13 protein-coding genes are annotated in these 18,964 nt (G+C 58.1%); 10 read left to right on the forward strand and 3 right to left on the reverse strand.

Annotation, left to right across the window (positions count from 1 at the left end; all coding sequences use genetic code 11):
- Positions 1 to 31 precede the first annotated feature (31 nt).
- The 3 genes from grxC to ACQZ51_RS19835 are packed head-to-tail and all read left to right on the forward strand — an operon-like array spanning position 32 to position 1,619.
- Entirely contained in the window at positions 32 to 286 is a 255-nt protein-coding gene (gene grxC, locus ACQZ51_RS19825; RefSeq protein WP_042616758.1) for a glutaredoxin 3, read from the forward strand.
- Positions 287 to 333: 47 nt separating this feature from the next.
- Positions 334 to 1,194, forward strand: a complete 861-nt coding sequence (locus ACQZ51_RS19830) for a carbon-nitrogen hydrolase family protein (protein ID WP_448779836.1) — start codon at positions 334 to 336, stop codon at positions 1,192 to 1,194.
- Positions 1,191 to 1,619, forward strand: coding sequence for a DUF1178 family protein (locus ACQZ51_RS19835; protein ID WP_042616756.1), 429 nt, complete (start codon positions 1,191 to 1,193; stop codon positions 1,617 to 1,619). The genes ACQZ51_RS19830 and ACQZ51_RS19835 overlap by 4 nt, the downstream gene beginning before the upstream one ends.
- A gap of 7 nt (positions 1,620 to 1,626) precedes the next feature.
- On the opposite strand, the gene ubiG is transcribed toward ACQZ51_RS19835, so the two are convergent.
- Positions 1,627 to 2,373, reverse strand: coding sequence for a bifunctional 2-polyprenyl-6-hydroxyphenol methylase/3-demethylubiquinol 3-O-methyltransferase UbiG (ubiG, locus tag ACQZ51_RS19840; RefSeq protein ID WP_448779838.1), 747 nt, complete (start codon positions 2,371 to 2,373; stop codon positions 1,627 to 1,629).
- Between the two features lie 209 nt (positions 2,374 to 2,582).
- Here ubiG and ACQZ51_RS19845 point away from each other — a divergent pair, with 209 nt between their 5' ends.
- On the forward strand, positions 2,583 to 3,440 hold the full coding sequence (locus tag ACQZ51_RS19845) for an SH3 domain-containing protein (RefSeq protein WP_448779840.1): 858 nt from the start codon (positions 2,583 to 2,585) through the stop codon (positions 3,438 to 3,440).
- A 64-nt stretch (positions 3,441 to 3,504) separates the two neighbouring features.
- Here ACQZ51_RS19845 and ACQZ51_RS19850 read toward each other — a convergent pair whose 3' ends face one another.
- Positions 3,505 to 5,340, reverse strand: coding sequence for a DEAD/DEAH box helicase (locus ACQZ51_RS19850; RefSeq protein ID WP_448779842.1), 1,836 nt, complete (start codon positions 5,338 to 5,340; stop codon positions 3,505 to 3,507).
- Between the two features lie 356 nt (positions 5,341 to 5,696).
- Between ACQZ51_RS19850 and ACQZ51_RS19855 the strand changes: the two genes are divergently transcribed.
- The 6 genes from ACQZ51_RS19855 (at position 5,697) to clpB (ending at position 16,552) form a co-directional block, all read left to right on the forward strand.
- The gene (locus ACQZ51_RS19855; protein WP_243257962.1) at positions 5,697 to 6,974 is read left to right on the forward strand and encodes an aspartate kinase; all 1,278 of its coding nucleotides are present in this window, start codon (positions 5,697 to 5,699) and stop codon (positions 6,972 to 6,974) included.
- A 168-nt stretch (positions 6,975 to 7,142) separates the two neighbouring features.
- The gene (ptsP, locus tag ACQZ51_RS19860) at positions 7,143 to 9,410 is read left to right on the forward strand and encodes a phosphoenolpyruvate--protein phosphotransferase (protein ID WP_448779844.1); all 2,268 of its coding nucleotides are present in this window, start codon (positions 7,143 to 7,145) and stop codon (positions 9,408 to 9,410) included.
- A gap of 29 nt (positions 9,411 to 9,439) precedes the next feature.
- Positions 9,440 to 10,519: a peptide chain release factor 1 gene (gene prfA / locus ACQZ51_RS19865; RefSeq protein ID WP_042616751.1), complete on the forward strand. Its 1,080-nt coding sequence runs from the start codon at positions 9,440 to 9,442 to the stop codon at positions 10,517 to 10,519.
- Positions 10,516 to 11,379 (forward strand): peptide chain release factor N(5)-glutamine methyltransferase, encoded by an 864-nt coding sequence (gene prmC / locus ACQZ51_RS19870; protein ID WP_448779847.1) that lies wholly within the window; start codon positions 10,516 to 10,518, stop codon positions 11,377 to 11,379. Before prfA ends, prmC begins: the two co-directional genes overlap by 4 nt.
- A 383-nt stretch (positions 11,380 to 11,762) precedes the next feature.
- The gene (locus ACQZ51_RS19875) at positions 11,763 to 12,650 is read left to right on the forward strand and encodes a DUF4167 domain-containing protein (protein WP_448779849.1); all 888 of its coding nucleotides are present in this window, start codon (positions 11,763 to 11,765) and stop codon (positions 12,648 to 12,650) included.
- 1,283 nt (positions 12,651 to 13,933) lie between these two features.
- A complete protein-coding gene (gene clpB, locus ACQZ51_RS19880; RefSeq protein WP_448779851.1) occupies positions 13,934 to 16,552 on the forward strand; it encodes an ATP-dependent chaperone ClpB in 2,619 nt (872 codons plus the stop codon).
- Positions 16,553 to 16,616: 64 nt separating this feature from the next.
- Here the strand turns inward: clpB and ACQZ51_RS19885 are convergent, their stop codons facing one another.
- The gene (locus ACQZ51_RS19885; protein ID WP_448779853.1) at positions 16,617 to 18,554 is read right to left on the reverse strand and encodes a M23 family metallopeptidase; all 1,938 of its coding nucleotides are present in this window, start codon (positions 18,552 to 18,554) and stop codon (positions 16,617 to 16,619) included.
- Positions 18,555 to 18,964 lie beyond the last annotated feature (410 nt).

An 18,964-nucleotide genomic window follows, 5' to 3' on the forward strand; every position in this document is an offset into this window, starting at 1 on the left:
GGTTTTATCAAGAGTGCAAGGACCGATAACAATGGCTTCCGTCACGATTTACACACGCGATCTCTGCGGCTTTTGCGCCCGCGCCAAGTCTCTTCTGCAGAGCAAGGGCGTTGCCTTCACCGAGTACAATGCCACCGAAAACCCTGATTATCGCCAGGAAATGATGGATAAATCGGGCCGCAACACCTTCCCGCAAATCTTCATCGGTGAAAACCATGTTGGCGGCTGCGACGATCTTCACGCGCTGGACCGCGATGGCAAGCTCGATCCGCTTCTGGCCGCCTGAGACAAGCACGATATTCCAATAAAAAGACGTGAAAAGGGACCGAACAGATGAGCTTCAGGGCCGCAGCAATCCAGATGTGCTCAGGCACAGACCCCAAGACCAACGCCGCGGCAATGGAACGCCTCATTCGTGAAGCGGCCGAGCAGGGCGCTGTCTATGTTCAGACACCTGAGATGACCGGCGCGATTCAGAAGGACCGCGATGCCTTGCGCGCATGCCTGAAGGACGAGAAGGGCGATATCATCGTTCTTACGGCGGCAAAGCTGGCGCGTGAACTCGGTATTTACGTCCATGTTGGTTCAACCGCCATTGCCCGCACCGATGGCAAGATCGCCAATCGCGGCTTTCTGTTTGCGCCCGATGGAGAGCGCATCTGCACATATGACAAGATCCACATGTTCGATGTGGATCTGGACAATGGTGAAAGCTGGCGCGAAAGCTCAGCCTATGAGCCGGGCACGGAAGCGCGCGTCGCGGACCTGCCGCTCGCCAAATTCGGCTTTGCCATCTGCTACGACGTGCGCTTCCCGGCGCTGTTTCGTGCCGAAGCAATAGCCGGAGCCGAAATTCTGACAGTGCCTGCCGCCTTCACAAAGCAGACGGGCCAAGCCCACTGGGAAGTCCTGCTGCGCGCCCGCGCCATTGAAAACGGCGCCTTCGTCATCGCTGCAGCTCAAGCCGGCACGCATGACGATGGCCGCGAGACGTTCGGCCACTCAATGGTCATCGATCCCTGGGGCAATGTGCTGGCCTCAGCCGGTGGCGAGGGGGAAGAGATCGTCTATGCCGACATCGATCCATCCGCTGTGGCGGGTGCACGCGCCAAGATCCCCAATCTGAAAAACGCCCGGGATTTTAACCTCGATACGGTCATCAACACCGTCATTGCAGGGGCGGGCGCGCAGTGATCCGCTACGCGCTCAATTGCGAACAGGCCCATGAGTTTGAGGGCTGGTTTTCCGGTAGCGCGGATTTTGACGGCCAGCTTCAACGCGGGCTGGTCACCTGCCCTGTTTGCGGCTCCCCGAAAGTCGGCAAGATGCTGATGGCGCCATCAGTCTCCACGGCGCGAGAACGCGAGCAAACGCGCACTTTGGCCATGGATACCGCGCAGAAACAGGCATTCGCCAAGATCAAGGAAACGCTCGCCAGCATCCGCGCCAATGCGGAAGATGTGGGCGATAAATTTCCCGAGGAAGCCCGCAAGATCCATTACGGCGAAAAGGAAGAGCGTGGCATCATCGGGCAGGCCTCGCCTCAGGAAGCCAAGGCGCTGATTGAGGAGGGCATCGCCGTTGCGCCGCTGCCCGTCCTGCCGGATGATGTGAACTGAGGCGTCGTTACGCCGGGCGCTTGGCCAGAACCATGTAGTTCACGTCCATGTCGGGTGACAGGTTCCAGCGGTCCTGCAACAGATTGTAGAACACGCCCGTGCGGTGAATGATATGCATACCGGTGGCGACGACAGGCTTTTCCAGCTCGTCCGGGCGCACCAGCTTTTCATATTGGTGGGTTCCGCGCGGCAGCCAGCGAAGCACGTTTTCAGCGGCAAAAATCGCAAGAGCCCGCGCTTTCAACGTTCTGTTGATGGTGGCTGCAAACATCAGCCCACCGGGCCGCACCATCTTGGCGCAGGTTCCCACGAAAAGCTCGACATCAGCCACATGCTCCACGACTTCCATGTTGAGAATGATGTCGAAGGTCTCGCCCGCCTCAAACAGCTGCTCAGCCGTCACGGCGCGGTAATCGACCTCAACATTATTTTCGCGTGCGTGTGTGGAAGCGATGCCGATGTTCTTTTCCGACGGGTCAGCACCCACCACACTGGCGCCCATGCGCGCTAAGGGCTCAGACAGAAGGCCGCCACCACAACCAATGTCGAGCACGCGCAGTCCTTCCAGTGGGCGATGCGCCTTGGGGTCCCGGCCAAAGTTCTCGCAGGCGCGATTGCGAATATAGTCGAGCCGCACGGGGTTGAACTTGTGCAGCGGGCGGAATTTCCCCGTCGGGCTCCACCATTCCGCAGCCATGGCTGAAAACCGGTCCACTTCACTCTGGTCGACGGTGGTCTTTGCGGCTTCGCTCATGGTGTGCTCCTTCTTGTCCTGCCTCCTGAAGTCGGATGCCTGACCCTCGAAGTCAAGGGGGTGGGGGCTGCTGCGCCCTGTTGTCGCGGGCAAAAGGAACCGATTTCGGGGCATTTCCGTTTCATGCTGCGTTCATCATCGGGCGCGTATTTTCACACAGTTGAATGCCTGTAACGGCGACCAAGCCTTTTGCTTGAGGGAGAATGAACGTGAAGAAGAAACTGTTTGGGGCTTTTGCGCTTCTCGCGCTTGTCGCCGCCCCGGCACTCGCGCAAGCGGCGACACAAGGCTTTTCCACCGCCAACGTCAATATGCGTTCTGGTCCCAGCACCGCTTATCCAGCTGTCGTTGTCATTCCCAATGGCGCACCGCTGACAATCCACGGCTGCCTGTCTGATACACCATGGTGTGACGTCTCGTTCAGCTATGGTCGTGGCTGGGTTGCCGGACGTTATGTTCAGGCCATCTATCGCCAGAACCGCGTCTACGTCGAGCCACGTTATTACCGTGACCTCGGTGTTCCCGTCATCACCTTTGAAGCCGGACGCTACTGGGACAGATATTACCGCGACCGCGATTTCTATCGTGAACGCGACCGCTGGCGTCGTCCCGCCGGTGGCGGGTACTGGAATGCTCCGCCGCCACGCGGTGGTTATGAACGCCCGCGTCCACCACGCGATGAATGGCGTGATCAGCGAGACCGTGACCCACGCGGTCGTGGTCCAAATGATGGCCGCTGGGAAGAACGCTACGGCGACTGGAACCAGAACGACCGCCCACGCCCGCCACGCGATAATGATCGCCCGCGCTGGGATAACGACAACCGCGACCGCGATCGTGACCGCCCACGGTGGGACAATGACAATCGTGACCGTGATCGCAACAGAGGCGACGTGAACAGGGACCGGGACATGAACCGGGATCAGAACCGCGACGCGAACGACCAGCGCCGTCAGAATGATGAGGGCAGCCGTCGTCCCGGTGTCAACCAGGCCCCGCGTCCACCTGAGGGTGGCCAGCAGTTTGGCTGCATCGTCGGCTCTCCGGGCTGCCAAGCCCCTCGATAAGATCGATACTGTAGAACGAAAAAACCCGGCGGATCATATCCGCCGGGTTTTTGTTTAGGTGCGATCATTTTTTCTTTGGAGCGCGCTTTTCAAAAGGCTTGTCTTTTTTGCCTTCGAACTTCGCTGGTCTGTCACCAGCGGGCGCCTTCTTCTTCCAAGGCTTGTCTTCCGTGCGGCGTTCGCCACCGGCTGCTGGCTTGGCGTCGAATTTACGCGGTGGTCTGGCCGGACGCGCTTCTTCGCGGGGGCTTGCAGACATGTCCGGCTTGCCGTCCATAGCCTTCACGCGGATGCCCTTTTCCAGCATCATGTCCTTGCCAAGCGCAGATGTGAAGCGCTCAACCGCATCAGCGGCCAACTCCACATAGGTCTCGGTCTGCTGCATGCGGATCGCGCCAATATCCTGGCGTGTCAGCTTGCCAAAGCGGCACAGCATTGGAATGAGCCAGCGTGGCTCGGCATTCTGCTTGCGGCCAACAGACAGCGTAAACCAGCCGCTGTCGGAAAAGTCGGAACGATCCCGGCGTGGCTCGTTGTTTTCAACGGTCTCGAAACCTTCGCGGCGCGGCTTGCGGCTACCATCCAGCGAAACTTCGGCGATGTCCTCAGGTGCGGAACGACCCGCATGGTAAAGACGCACGAAAGCGGCGGCTACCTTTTCAGGGCCGTGCTGTTCCAGCAGCTTGTTGACGAAGTCGCGCTCGTCATCACCAACATTTTCCGTCAGCGAAGCATCGGCCAGAAGGCGTTCGCCATCGCGTTCGGTAATCTCTTCGGCAGATGGCGGGCGAACCCAGGCCGGGCTAACCTTGGCACCTTCGAGAAGGCGCTCGGCCTTGCGGCGCTGGCTCATCGGCACGACAATGGCGCTGATGCCCTTCTGTCCGGCACGGCCAGTACGGCCAGAGCGGTGCAGAAGCGTATCGGAATTGGTCGGCAGATCGGCATGGATAACGAGTTCGAGACCGGGCAGATCGATACCGCGTGCGGCAACGTCGGTCGCCACGCAAACGCGGGCACGGCCATCACGCATGGCCTGCAACGCGTGCGTACGCTCGTTCTGGCTCAATTCGCCAGACAGTGCCACGACGGAGAAGCCGCGATTGTTCAGGCGGGCAGTCAGATGGTTGACGGCGGCGCGGGTGGAGCAGAACACGATGGCATTGCGGGCTTCATAAAAGCGCAGCGCATTGATGATGGCGTTCTCGCGGTCGGATGGCGAAACCACCATGGCGCGGTATTCGATATCGACGTGCTGCTTCTGCTCGGATGTCGTTGCAACGCGCACGGCATTCTTCTGGTAGCTTTCGGCAAGCTTGGCAATGGAGCGCGAAACCGTGGCCGAGAACATCAGTGTGCGGCGCTCCGCTGGCGATTCTTCCAGAATGAATTCCAGATCTTCGCGGAAACCGAGGTCGAGCATTTCGTCGGCCTCATCCAGCACCACGGCGCGAATGGACGAAAGGTCCAGCGCCTTGCGCTTGATGTGGTCGCAAAGACGACCAGGCGTGCCAACGATGATGTGCGCACCGCGTTCCAGCGTGCGGCGCTCGGCGCGGATATCCATGCCGCCAACGCAAGACGCAATGGAAACGCCAGTGAACTCGTAAAGCCATTCCAGCTCGCGCTTCACCTGCATCGCAAGTTCGCGGGTTGGGGCAATGGCGATGCCGAGTGGCGCACCGGCGGGGCCGAAACGGCCGTTCTTCTGTAGCAATGTCGACGCAATGGCCATGCCGAAGGCAACGGTCTTGCCAGAGCCCGTCTGGGCGGAAACAAGCGCGTCCTGTCCTTCCAGTTCAGGCGCAAGCATCGCCTTCTGAACAGGTGTCAAATCTTTATAGCCGCGTTTTTCCAACGCCTGTGCAATCGCCGGGGCGATACCCTGGGTTTCTGTCATATACCGTCTTTCGGATATTGGGCTGCCTGCATCCGCTTGAAACCATTAGATCATAAGGGTTATAAAGCAGCCGATACGGGCCATTTCGGCCATTCAGCCAGTTGTAATTGACGCGCTCATACTGGAAATGTTGACGTTTGTACAGGCCACAGCGGTACGGTTGACGCATTGAAACACGTCTGGTGGGTCGGCTCGCCTCATGAAAGGCGTACCGCACGGTCCATAAACGGCATTGCGTGCACCCTGCCTTTTCGATATGAGACCGGCAACTTGAGGCTTTTTTGAAACGAAAAGCCGGCTGGGTTGTGCTCTTGTCCGCTGCATCTGGCGGCAAATTGGGATGGTACTGGTCAACTATGGCTCGCATTGTCATGAAATTCGGCGGCACGTCCGTCGCAAATCTCGAACGCATTCATAATGTCGCGCGGCATGTGAAACGCGAAGTGGATGCTGGCCATGAAGTGGCCGTTGTCGTTTCCGCCATGTCCGGCAAAACCAACGAGTTGGTGGACTGGGTTCAGAACACGCCGAAGGTTGCCGGTTCCAAGGAAACGTCCTTCTACGACGCGCGCGAATATGATGCCATCGTCGCCTCGGGTGAGCAGGTCACATCGGGTCTTCTGGCCATCGCCTTGCAGTCCATGGGTGTCAATGCACGCTCCTGGCAGGGCTGGCAGATCCCCATTCGCACCGATAACGCCCATGGCGCCGCCCGCATTCTTGATATTGATGGCTCTGATATCGTTCGCCGCATGGGTGAAGGCCAGGTGGCCGTCGTTGCCGGTTTTCAAGGTCTGGGCCCGGATAACCGCATTGCGACGCTTGGTCGTGGCGGCTCGGATACGTCGGCTGTTGCCATCGCCGCTGCCGTCAAGGCAGACCGTTGCGATATCTATACCGATGTCGATGGCGTCTACACCACCGATCCACGCATCGTACCGAAGGCGCGCCGCCTGAAGAAGGTAGCATTTGAAGAAATGCTGGAAATGGCGTCTCTTGGCGCGAAGGTTCTGCAGGTTCGCTCGGTCGAGCTTGCCATGGTGCACAAGGTTCGCACCTTCGTGCGCTCCAGTTTCGAGGATCCTGATGCTCCGGGCATGGGTGACCTTATCAATCCGCCCGGTACTTTGATTTGTGACGAGGAAGAAATCGTGGAACAGGAAGTCGTAACCGGCATCGCCTATGCCAAGGATGAAGCACAAATCTCGCTGCGCCGCTTGTCAGATCGGCCGGGCGTGTCTGCTGCCATTTTCGGACCTTTGGCTGAAGCCCATATCAATGTCGACATGATCGTGCAGAACATCTCCGAAGATGGTTCGCGCACCGACATGACCTTTACCGTGCCATCGGGCGATATGCCCAAGGCCATCAAGGTTCTGGAAGACAACAAGACGCAAATCGGTTTTGACGTCGTTCAGAACGAAACGGGTCTGGCCAAGGTATCGGTCATCGGTATCGGCATGCGCAGCCATGCGGGCGTTGCCGCCAGCGCTTTCAAGGCACTTGCTGAAAAAAACATCAACATCAAAGCCATCACGACATCGGAAATCAAGATTTCCATTCTTATTGATGGTGCCTACGCGGAACTTGCAGTTCGTACTTTGCATTCTGCTTACGGTCTGGATAAGAGTTGATTCTGTAACGTCGATACACGTCATCCGATTCTTTTCGGGGTGATGAATGGTTGACGTTGCATCGACTGCGCATCCCTGCCGTCCGGCTTGCTGTGCAGGCTTTGTTTTGGTGGATCCTTTCATGCGGGTCGTCTTGGCGCGCATGCGGAGGTGTCAGGGAGCACCGCAATGAGAGACCTTTCTGCAGGTCCACGCGTTCTTCTCAAGCGGCTTCGCGAGATGATGGCGGAGCACCTTGAGCCACAGGAACGCCTCGACCAGATCGTTCGGCAAATCGCCAGCAACATGGTGGCGGAGGTGTGCTCCGTCTATGTACTGCGCTCCGACAGCGTGCTCGAGCTTTACGCCACCGAAGGTCTGAACAAGGATGCCGTGCATCTTGCCCAGCTGAAAATGGGGCAAGGTCTTGTCGGCACCATCGCCGCATCTGCCCAGCCGCTCAATCTTTCCGATGCGCAGGCGCATCCCGCATTCCGCTATCTCCCTGAAACGGGTGAAGAAATTTATCATTCCTTCCTGGGCGTGCCGATTTTGAGATCCGGTCGCACTCTTGGCGTTCTTGTCGTTCAGAACAAGACCAGCCGAACATACCGGGAGGACGAAGTTGAAGCGCTTGAAACAACCGCAATGCTCATTGCGGAGATTGTGGCGAGCGGTGAATTGAAAAAAATCACCCGCCCCGGCGTGGAACTGGACCTGACACGGGCCGTCTCCATCAAAGGCGATGCCTATGGCGAAGGCATTGGCCTTGGTCACGTTGTTCTGCATGATCCCCGCATCGTCGTTACCAATCTTCTCAACGAAGATGCCGAAATGGAAACCCGCCGCCTGGCGGAAGCCATCGGCTCTCTTCGCCTGTCCATTGATGACATGCTCCAGCGCCGCGATGTCGCCACCGAAGGTGAGCACCGCGAGGTTCTGGAAACATACCGCATGTTCGCACATGATCAGGGCTGGGTGCGGCGCATGGAAGAAGCCATCCGCAACGGCCTGACAGCGGAAGCCGCTGTGGAGAAGGTCCAGAGCGACACCAAGGCGCGCATGATGCGCCTGACCGATCCCTATCTGCGCGAGCGGATGCACGATTTCGACGATCTGGCCAACCGTCTGTTGCGTCAGTTGATGGGCTTTGGCATTCGTGGTCCGGAACAGGATTTCCCGGCGGATGCCATCGTTCTCGCCCGCGCCATGGGTGCGGCGGAACTTCTGGATTACCCGCGTGAAAAGCTGCGCGGTCTGGTTCTGGAAGATGGCGCGGTCACCAGCCACGTCGTCATCGTGGCGCGTGCCATGGGAATTCCCATCATCGGGCAGGCGGCGGGTATCGTCGCGTTCGCGGAAAACAACGACCCGATCATCATCGATGGTGATGACGGACAGGTGCATCTTCGCCCCGTCGCCGATTTGCAGCGTGCCTATGAGGAAAAGGTTCGTCTGCGCGCCAAGCGTCAGGAGCAGTTCCGTGCGTTGCGCGATGTTGAGCCTGTCACCAAGGATGGTGTCCGGGTTGATCTGAAGATGAATGCCGGCTTGCTGGTCGATCTGCCGCAGCTGGAAGAATCCGGTGCTGACGGTATCGGCCTGTTCCGCACCGAGCTGCAATTCATGATCGCCTCCAACATGCCCAAGGGCGAGGAGCAGGAAGCTTTCTATCGAAGCGTTCTGCGCAACGCCAAGGGCAAGCCGGTCACCTTCCGCACGCTTGATATCGGCGGTGATAAGGTCGTCTCCTATATGCGCGGTCAGGAAGAGGAAAACCCGGCTCTCGGTTGGCGCGCCATCCGTCTGTCGCTGGATCGCCCCGGCCTCATGCGCACGCAGATGCGCGCGCTGCTGCGCGCGGCGTCAGGGGCCGAACTGCGCATCATGCTGCCGATGATCACGGAAGTCGCCGAAATCCGCGCGGCCCGTGAGCTGTTCCAGAAGGAGGTGCAGCACCTGTCGAAATTCGGCCATTCGCTGCCGCGAAAGCTACAATTCGGCGCCATGCTCGAAGTGCCCTCGCTCATGTGGCAGCTGGATGAGCTGATGTCGGAGGTCGATTTCGTATCGGTCGGCTCCAACGACCTCTTCCAGTTCACCATGGCGGTGGATCGCGGCAATGCCCGCGTGTCGGATCGCTTCGATAATCTCGGCAAACCGTTCCTGCGGATCCTGCGTGATATCGTTCGCGCCGGAGACCGCAACAACACCAAGGTCACGCTGTGCGGCGAGATGGCAAGCAAGCCGCTCTCGGCCATGGCGCTGATCGGCCTCGGCTTCCGCTCCATCTCCATGTCTCCCACATCCATCGGCCCGGTGAAGGCAATGTTGTTGGGGCTGGATGTCGGACTGCTGTCTGAGGAGCTGGAAGCGGCGCTGGACGATCAAAAGTCGGTGGAAAGTCCGCGTCAGCTGCTTTTGCGCTTTGCCGCGACCCATTCTATCCCTATCTGAGAACCAACAGAAATTGGAGTGCGTGACAGGTGGCTAAGCTCCCCGTCGAAAAAATGCGTGAGCTTGAGCGTCGTTTCGGTGAAATCGAAGCGCGCATGGCGTCCGGCCCTGCGGCAGATGTCTATGTGAAGCTGGCGTCGGAATATTCGGAATTGCAGCCGGTCGTCAAAACCATCCGCGAATACGAAAAGGCGCTTGCCGAAACGGCCGATCTGGAAGCGATTGCCGCCGATAGATCCAGCGACAAGGACATGCGCGATCTCGCCGAAGCCGAGCTTCCCGAGCTTCAGGCGCAGATCGAGCAGCTTGAGAAGGACATGCAGATCCTTCTCCTGCCCAAGGATGCTGCCGACGAGAAAAGCGCCATCGTTGAAATTCGCGCCGGCACCGGTGGTTCGGAAGCCGCGCTCTTCGCGGGCGATCTGTTTCGCATGTATGAACGCTTTTCCAGCACCAAGGGCTGGAAGGTGGAAATCCTCTCGGCCAGCGAAGGCGAAGCGGGTGGCTACAAGGAAATCATCGCGACGATTACCGGGCGCGGCGTGTTTTCCAAGCTGAAATTCGAATCCGGCGTCCACCGCGTCCAGCGTGTGCCAGACACGGAGGCCAGCGGGCGTATTCACACATCTGCAGCAACCGTCGCGGTTTTGCCGGAAGCCGAAGAGATCGACATTGAAATCCGCCCCGATGATATCCGCATCGATACGATGCGCGCATCCGGCGCCGGTGGCCAGCACGTCAACACCACCGACTCCGCGGTTCGCATCACCCACCTGCCAACGGGGTTGATCGTCACCAGCTCTGAAAAGTCGCAGCACCAGAACCGCGCCAAGGCGATGCAGGTTCTGCGTTCGCGCCTCTACGATATCGAGCGCCAGAAGGTGGATAGCGAACGGTCCGCAGACCGCAAGAGCCAGGTGGGTTCGGGTGACCGCTCCGAGCGCATCCGCACCTATAATTTTCCGCAGGGCCGCGTCACCGATCACCGTATCAATCTCACGCTCTATAAGCTGGACCGCATGATCGAAGGTGATATCGACGAAATGGTGGATGCGCTGATTGCCGATTATCAGGCAGGCCAGCTCGCCCAGCTTGGCGAACAGCAGTGACGAAGCCCGTCAGCACGCTCGTTGCAGAGGTGCGCAAACGCCTGGAAACAGCAGGTGTTGCCGATCCCGTGACGGATACGCGGCTGCTGATCGGTAGCGTCATCGGCTTTTCGCTGACGGATTTCGTGCTGAATGGCGCCCGCATCGTCAGCGATGGCGAGGCAGCACAGATCGAAACCATGGTTCTGCGCCGCGAGAAGGGCGAGCCCGTCCACCGCATTCTCGGTCACCGGGAATTTTACGGTCTGGACCTCATCCTCTCATCCGGCACGCTGGAGCCAAGGCCGGATACGGAAGTGCTGGTCGATGCGCTTCTTCCCCATTTGCGGCGCATTGCTGCGCAAAAGGGGCAGGCGCGGATTTTGGATATGGGTATCGGTACCGGTGCCATATGCCTGGCGCTTCTGCACGAATGCGTGGAGGCATCGGGTGTCGGCAGCGATATTTCCCGCGATGCGATTGAAACGGCAGAAAAGAATGCAGCGCGGCATGGCTTGAGCCCGCGTTTCAAGACCGTGGAAAGCGATTGGTTCGCGAATATTTCCGGGCGCTTTGACATCATCGTGTCGAATCCGCCCTATATCAAGAGTGCAGACATCGAAACGCTTGATCGCGATGTGCGCAATTTCGATCCCATGGCAGCGCTTGACGGTGGTGCGGATGGTCTTTTCCCATACCGTGTCATCGCTGAAAAAGCGGTGGATTATCTTGATGTTGGCGGTTTGATCGGGCTGGAAATCGGCTATGATCAGAAAGCGGATGTGACAGCCATTTTTGCAAGCTACGGATATCGCTGTGTGGAGGCAGTTAAGGATTACGGCAGCAACGACCGCGCTCTGCTCTTTTCCAGGCTCGATTGACTGTCACGATGATGGTTATGTGCATTGATATTTTGCACAGCAAAAGAAAAGGCTTGGATTTCGAAAGGAAGCGGGCTAGTTTGCCCGCAACATGTTGGGTGGCTGAGGGCGAATTTAGATTCGCTGGGTTTTGATCAGTCCCGAAGCGGGTTTTTGTGGAAACCCTGAAGGCTGGGCATTCCCGGCATGTGATTCAGGAAACTTTGTTCGCAGGCAGCTCGATGCAGCATTTGCGCATCCGGGCATTAAACGCGAAGTCTTGGCCTTTTGGTGCACGTCGCGTAATGGGAGCAATTTCGGAAAACCGGACTTTGATATGCGTCCATCCGTCATTGTATCGTAACAACGAAATTATCAGAAAACAGAATTCAGGTGAGCAATTGATGAGGCCAGGACAGCAAAACAAGCGCGGCCGGGGGCGTGGTAGCAATAACAATGGCGGCGGCGGCGGTGGTAGCAGCGGTAGCAACAACAATAATAACTTCAATCGCAAGGGCGGCAACCCGCTCACGAGAAGCTATGACAGTTCTGGCCCTGACGTTAAGATTCGTGGCACCGCCCAGCACATAGCCGAGAAATATTCCACGCTCGCACGTGACGCCCAAAGCTCCGGCGACCGCGTTATGGCTGAAAACTATTTGCAGCACGCCGAACATTATAACCGTATCATTGCCTCGGCGCAGGCCCAGATGCAGGAACGTTTCCAGCGCGATGAGCGCGGCGAGTTCCAGCAGGAACGCGACGGCGACGATATCGATGGCGATGACAATGACGACGTCATTGTTTCCATGCCAGGCCAGCATGATCAGCAGGACCAGCAGCGCGCCCAGCGCAACGATCAGCCACAGCGCAATGATCAGGCCCAGCGTAACGATCAGCAAGAGCGTCAGGATCGCCCTGAAAGACAGGAGCGCCCTGAGCGCGCCGAGCGTCAGGACCGCGGTGAACGCCGTGATCGTCGCGAGCGCCCCGCAAGGCCCGAACGCCAGCCCCGCGAGGAGCAGGAAGAGGTGGCTGCAGCGCCAGTTGCCGCACCCGTTTACGACGCAAGCTCTGCACCTCAGCCGGTCATCGAGGGTACGCCCAAGGAAGTAGCGGTCGAAGAGGAAGCGCAGGTTAACGCAACTGCGACGGAACGCGCACCGCGTCGTGCTCGCAGCGCCACCCCTCGTCCCCGTCGTCCACGCCGCACGGCGGGTGAAGACGGTGAAGCAGCGCCTGAAGGTGGCGAAGGCGACGCCGCCCCAACGCTGGAAAATGCTGGCGAATAAGCCAGTTCACCCTGTTAGGTCATAAGTTTGAAAAACCCCGGTTCGCCGGGGTTTTTTCAGTTTCGGCAGTTAGATTGCGCATCTGAAAATAACCCTTTGCAAAACAATGACTTATTCAAAAAACCGGAAAATCCGCAAAAAATCGATCTGCAGTTTCTCAATGGCGGGCGAATCACCAGCACAATGTCCCCGTTCCGCCCTCGGATACACCGCAAGGCGTTGCGGCGAGGCGGAACCGGCGCTGGTGGTGATGAGGCTACGCAACCTTTCATCGCCGGGGTCTGGCAGCGATCTCCCCGGTGGTAACGGGTGAGGGGATAGCGCGGGTTTCGGACCGGCTGGCGTAGTCTCCTCCATGTTCGATCCGGCCTGATGCTTGCGCGTTGCGAATGCCTTACGGCTTCGTAAAGTGTCTGCATCAGTCCGGTTCGTCATCCACCGGGCGTACCGACAGCCCTCCGCCTATGGTCGAACGCGACCGGATGGCGGACCGGCGAAAGTCAGGCGGTACACAGGAACACGCTGCATCTGCCCCGCATCGCAAATGGTGCGGACGGATCGTGAGGGCGGGCATCGGCTGATCGGCGGATGCCTACCTTGCGAAAAACTGATCGCTTGTGCCCGCGCCTCGATCAATCGGCGCGGAGTTCAGGCGAAGGCAGGTGTGGCCGAACTGGCAGGTGGCATCCTCTATGGGTGCCGCCGCCCGGAATGGGGAAGGGTTGGACCTTGGTTATGTCCGACCGGTTTTTCGGCAAGGTTCGCCCTCGCCATCCGGGAACAGCCAGCCGTGGCAAGAGATCGTGGGCGGACAATAACCGCTGAACGGGGCGCTGAAAGGTGCCAATACTACTACTACCCAACGAGGCAACTTCCAGCGCCCCGTCCGAAATACCCATGGCCGCAAAACGGCGATGGTCAGACTGAAAAGATCAAGCGACGGGCAGAACATGCCGCGTGAACGGCGAAGCTTGGCCAAAGGGATTTCGGGAACTTTATAAGAGCGTTCGATCGACTTGGTGCTATCGCGTGAAATGTGCGTCGCCCTCGTCTAAAAAATCAACGCAAGGCTTCATCCAGCCTCTTTAAACCTGCAAATTCGCGTACCATATCAAGCCTACCAGAGCAGCGTGCCAAACCATGGGGCGGCATGTCGTTCAAGGCGATAGAAGCCTCTATATATAAAGGCCTTTTTCGCAGCGGGGCTTGCCGCTTCAGGGAGCCTCAACCCTAACATTCCAACCTGTGCCGAGATCGGGCAGGGCGGTAAAAGGAGTTATGAGATGAATATCGAAAAATATTCCGAACGCGTTCGCGGTTTTCTGCAATCGGCACAGACCTACGCGCTGAACGAAAACCACCAGCAATTTGCAGCCGAGCACGTCCTGAAGGTCCTGCTCGATGATGATCAGGGCATGGCAGCAGCCTTGATCGAGCGCGGCGGTGGCAACGCCAAGGAAGCGCGGCTCGCCAATGATGCGGCTCTTGCCAAATTGCCGAAGGTTTCCGGCGGCAATGGCGGTCTTTCACTGACCGGCCCCCTCGCCAAAGTCTTTTCCACCGCAGAAGACATAGCCAAAAAGGCCGGTGACAGTTTCGTCACGGTTGAGCGTCTGTTACAGGCTCTTGCCGTCGAAACCTCCGCATCCACCTCCGCCTCCTTGAAAAAGGCTGGCGTGACAGCGCAGGCGCTCAATCAGGTCATCAATGATATCCGCAAGGGCCGCACCGCGGATGGTGCCAATGCCGAGCAGGGCTTTGATGCGCTGAAGAAATATGCCCGCGATCTGACCGCCGAAGCGCGGGACGGTCGGCTTGATCCCGTGATCGGTCGCGATGATGAAATTCGTCGCACCATGCAGGTTCTGTCGCGCCGCACCAAGAACAACCCGGTTCTGATCGGTGAGCCCGGCGTCGGCAAGACGGCGATTGCCGAAGGTCTGGCCATTCGCATCATCAATGGCGATGTTCCTGAAAGCCTGAAAGACAAGAAGTTGATGGCGCTGGATATGGGCGCCTTGATCGCCGGTGCCAAATATCGCGGTGAGTTCGAAGAGCGTCTGAAGGCTGTTCTGAACGAAGTTCAGGCGGAAGCTGGCGGCATCATTCTCTTCATCGATGAAATGCATACGCTTGTTGGCGCGGGCAAGGCCGATGGCGCCATGGATGCGTCCAACCTGCTCAAGCCGGCGCTTGCGCGCGGCGAGCTTCATTGCGTCGGTGCCACCACGCTGGATGAATATCGCAAGCATGTTGAAAAAGATCCGGCTCTCGCCCGTCGCTTCCAGCCTGTCATCGTCAGCGAACCGACGGTCGAGGACACGATTTCGATCCTGCGCGGTTTGAAGGAAAAATACGAGCAACATCACAAGGTTCGCATCTCCGATTCGGCTCTGGTGGCTGCCGCGACCCTGTCCAACCGCTACATCACCGATCGCTTCTTGCCGGATAAGGCCATCGATCTCATGGACGAAGCCGCATCGCGTCTTCGCATGCAGGTGGATTCCAAGCCCGAGGAACTGGACGAACTGGATCGCCGGATCATCCAGCTGAAGATCGAGCGCGAAGCCTTGAAGCAGGAAACGGATGCCTCCTCGGCGGATCGCCTGAAAAGGCTGGAAGATGAGCTGGCCGACACGGAAGAAAAGGCCGATGCGCTGACGGCCCGCTGGCAGGCGGAAAAGCAGAAGCTCGGCCATGCGGCGGATCTGAAAAAGCAGCTGGATGAAGCCCGTAACGAGTTGGCAACTGCCCAGCGCAATGGACAGTTCCAGCGCGCCGGTGAGTTGACCTATGGCATCATTCCGGGTCTGGAAAAGCAACTGGCAACCGCCGAACAGCATGATAGCAGCGGTGCTGCATCCATGGTTCAGGAAGTGGTGACAGCCGACAATATCGCCCATGTCATCTCGCGCTGGACCGGCATCCCGGTTGACAGAATGCTGGAAGGTCAGCGCGAGAAGCTGCTGCGCATGGAAGACGATCTGGCAAAGTCCGTGGTCGGACAGGGTGAGGCGGTTCAGGCCGTGTCCAGAGCTGTCCGCCGTTCGCGTGCCGGTTTGCAGGATCCCAATCGTCCAATCGGCTCGTTCATCTTCCTAGGGCCAACCGGTGTGGGCAAGACCGAGTTGACCAAGGCCTTGGCGCGCTTCCTCTTCGATGATGAAACGGCCATGGTTCGCCTCGACATGTCGGAATATATGGAGAAACACTCCGTTGCCCGCCTGATCGGTGCACCTCCCGGCTATGTCGGCTATGAGGAAGGTGGCGCATTGACGGAAGCCATCCGTCGGCGTCCCTATCAGGTCGTTCTGTTCGACGAGATCGAAAAGGCACACCCGGACGTCTTCAACGTTCTGTTGCAGGTGCTGGATGATGGCCGCCTGACCGATGGTCAGGGCCGCACCGTCGATTTCAAGAACACCATCATCATCATGACCTCGAACCTCGGTTCCGAGTTCCTGACGCAGATGGGCGACAATGATGATGTCGGTTCGGTTCGCGAACTGGTCATGGAACGTGTCCGCGGCCACTTTCGGCCGGAATTCCTCAACCGCATCGATGACATCATCCTGTTCCATCGCCTGCATCGCAATGAAATGGGTGCCATCGTCGAAATCCAGCTGCATCGCCTTGTCGCGCTGCTCAGCGACCGCAAGATCGTGCTGGAACTGGATGAGGACGCCCGCAACTGGCTGGCTGACAAGGGTTACGACCCCGCCTACGGTGCCCGCCCACTAAAGCGCGTCATTCAGAAAAACGTGCAGGACCGCCTGGCCGAGCTCATCCTCAACGGCGAGATCCCCGACGGTTCCCGCGTCAAGGTAACATCCGGCACAGACAGGCTGCTATTCAACATCAAGCCCCTGTTGCCAAATGTGGAAACCGCCGACGCGGCATGACGAAACAAAAAGGGCTCCTGCAAGGGAGCCCTTTTTATGTGTGCTGATCTAGATGGAAATGGTGCTAGCGGCTCGCAACCTGATCAGGCTTGGTCTCGATATTCAGCAGTGTATCGATACGACGGCGTTCATCGGAAAAACGAGCCAATGCTTCGCCGGAGAGCGATTTTCCACCCGGCAGGCGCACCTTCATCGCATCGACCTTCGTACCATTGACGATCAACTCGTAATGCAGATGCGCACCGGTCGAAAGACCTGTCGATCCAACATAGCCAATCACCTGGCCCTGCGTGACGCGGGCTCCTTCGGTCACGCCCTTGGCGATGGCATTCTGGTGATTATAGGAGGACACATATCCATTCGCATGGCGGATCAGCGTCTGATTGCCATAACCGGAAGCCCAGCCTGATTTTTCGACCACACCATTGCCGGTCGCAATAATCGGCGTTCCGCGCGGTGCCGCCCAATCCGTGCCGGTATGCATACGGCTAAACCGCAGAACAGGGTGACGGCGCATGCCGAAGCCCGATGTCATGCGGCCGTTCGGGACCGGATTGCGGATCAGGAACTGGCGGATACTTTTGCCCTGGCCGTCGAAATAATCGACGCTGCCATCATCGGAGTTCTGGAAGCGATAAAAGCGCGTTTCGTTTTCGCCGAACTTGGCATTCACATAGAGCAACTCGGACTGATCGGTCGCTTTTCCATCCGGCCCCTGAACTGAGAAGAAGGCCTCAAGGGAATCTGTCGGTTTCAACTGCGCCTGGAAATCTACGCTGCTTGCCAGAAGTTTCACCAGTTGCGCGACCATCGTCTGGTTCATGCCATAGGTGAGGGCCGCCCGGTAGACACCGTCGTACACCCGCGGCAAATCGCGGTTGGCCGTCAAAGGCGCGTTGCTGCTATCAAATGCGGTGGCAACGGCATCCAAATGCGGTGGCTCGCTTGCCCTTACGAATTTATGGCTATCGCTAGTCGCGACGGTCATCATATGCCGACCCTTGCGATAAAGCGTGGCCCGCACAATGTCGCTTTTCTCTTCGCTTTGCAGAATGCCGATCCGGAGCACGTCGCCGGGCTCCACATTCGAAGCGCCGTTCTCAGCACCAAGCACCGCAGCGGTCTGCTTGGCCTGCTCCTTTGAGTAACCCGCACCGAAAAGCGCCTCTTCCATCGTCTCGGCCTGTCGGACCGGGATGACGTCATCAGCATATTCCTGGAATTTGACTGTGGATGCCTGTGGCGTGGAAACAGACATATTCTGCTCAACCACCCGCGCCGCCAACCCGGCTGTCACATCAACATCTTCGGTTGCCTCAAAACGGCGTGGATCGATGTAATAGAGCGCGGAAAGCTGCTCTTTGCCGTCTGTCAACATTGAACCGTTGGAGCGAACGGCTTCCTCCACCTCATCGAAGCTCATCGAACCCGCAAAGGCAAAGGGGCTATCCTTGGTCGGAAAAGCCACAGTCTTGAGGCTAACCTCCGATTCCACCTCGGAACCATAGATCGTCCCGGTCCTGCTTGCGGCAGGCGATGCATCATCGTTGGTCGCAAATATGTTCAGCGGATCGAACGGAGGATAATCCTCCTGATTATTGTAATTGGCAGCAAGTGCGATCTTCACATGGGAAAAGGGCACTTTCCGCACCACTTCCTTGTCACCATCATGAATGACGGTCGAAACTTCCATCACCGAACGGTCTGAAGGGCGCGCCGCTATATTCTGGCCAATAAGACGCGTACCGCGCCGGACGGTCTCGGACGCGTCCTGCTCCATATCAGCCCGCGCAAAGGCTTCAGCCGGAATGGCAAGCTGCTGACGCCCATCGAGCGCTGCAAAAAGGGCAACGCCCATAAGGATGGAAGATGTGATGCCGGTGAGAAAGGTGCCACTCAACCAGCGCAGGGAAATTTCACGACGATCAGGAGCGCGCCGACCCTCCGCCAGAATAGGCGGTTCGGTTCCAAGCGAGCGGATCATGTCTCGATCCGTCATCATGCCCGTTGCGACCAGTCGTTCATTCGATCTCCAGAAACACTTAAGTCGAAGATGTGCAACTTTCAAAGACCGGAGTCAAACGGGAGCCATATGGCCTTGCCCGTGTTCCACGCCTTTATAGTGACAACTTCGATATGTCTCGGGATAGGCCGCGCTAATGTCCAAAACGTGGCAGTCACTCATAGAATGGCGAGATGCCCACTCTTGAAGCGCTTGTCATCTATAGAGAGCTATTAAATTCCGCTGGGAAAATTAGCAAAACCGCAGGAAACCGAAAATACCGCTTTATAACCAATAACTTAGTGTTTTTCTGTATTTTCTGTCTATGCCCCTGTTGACTATATCAGGGGTGTAGTTCTATAAGTCCGCTCACTGACGAGGGCGGCGGCGCTGCTAGCGACGATGTCCTT

Source organism: Agrobacterium sp. CG674 (genome assembly GCF_053521645.1).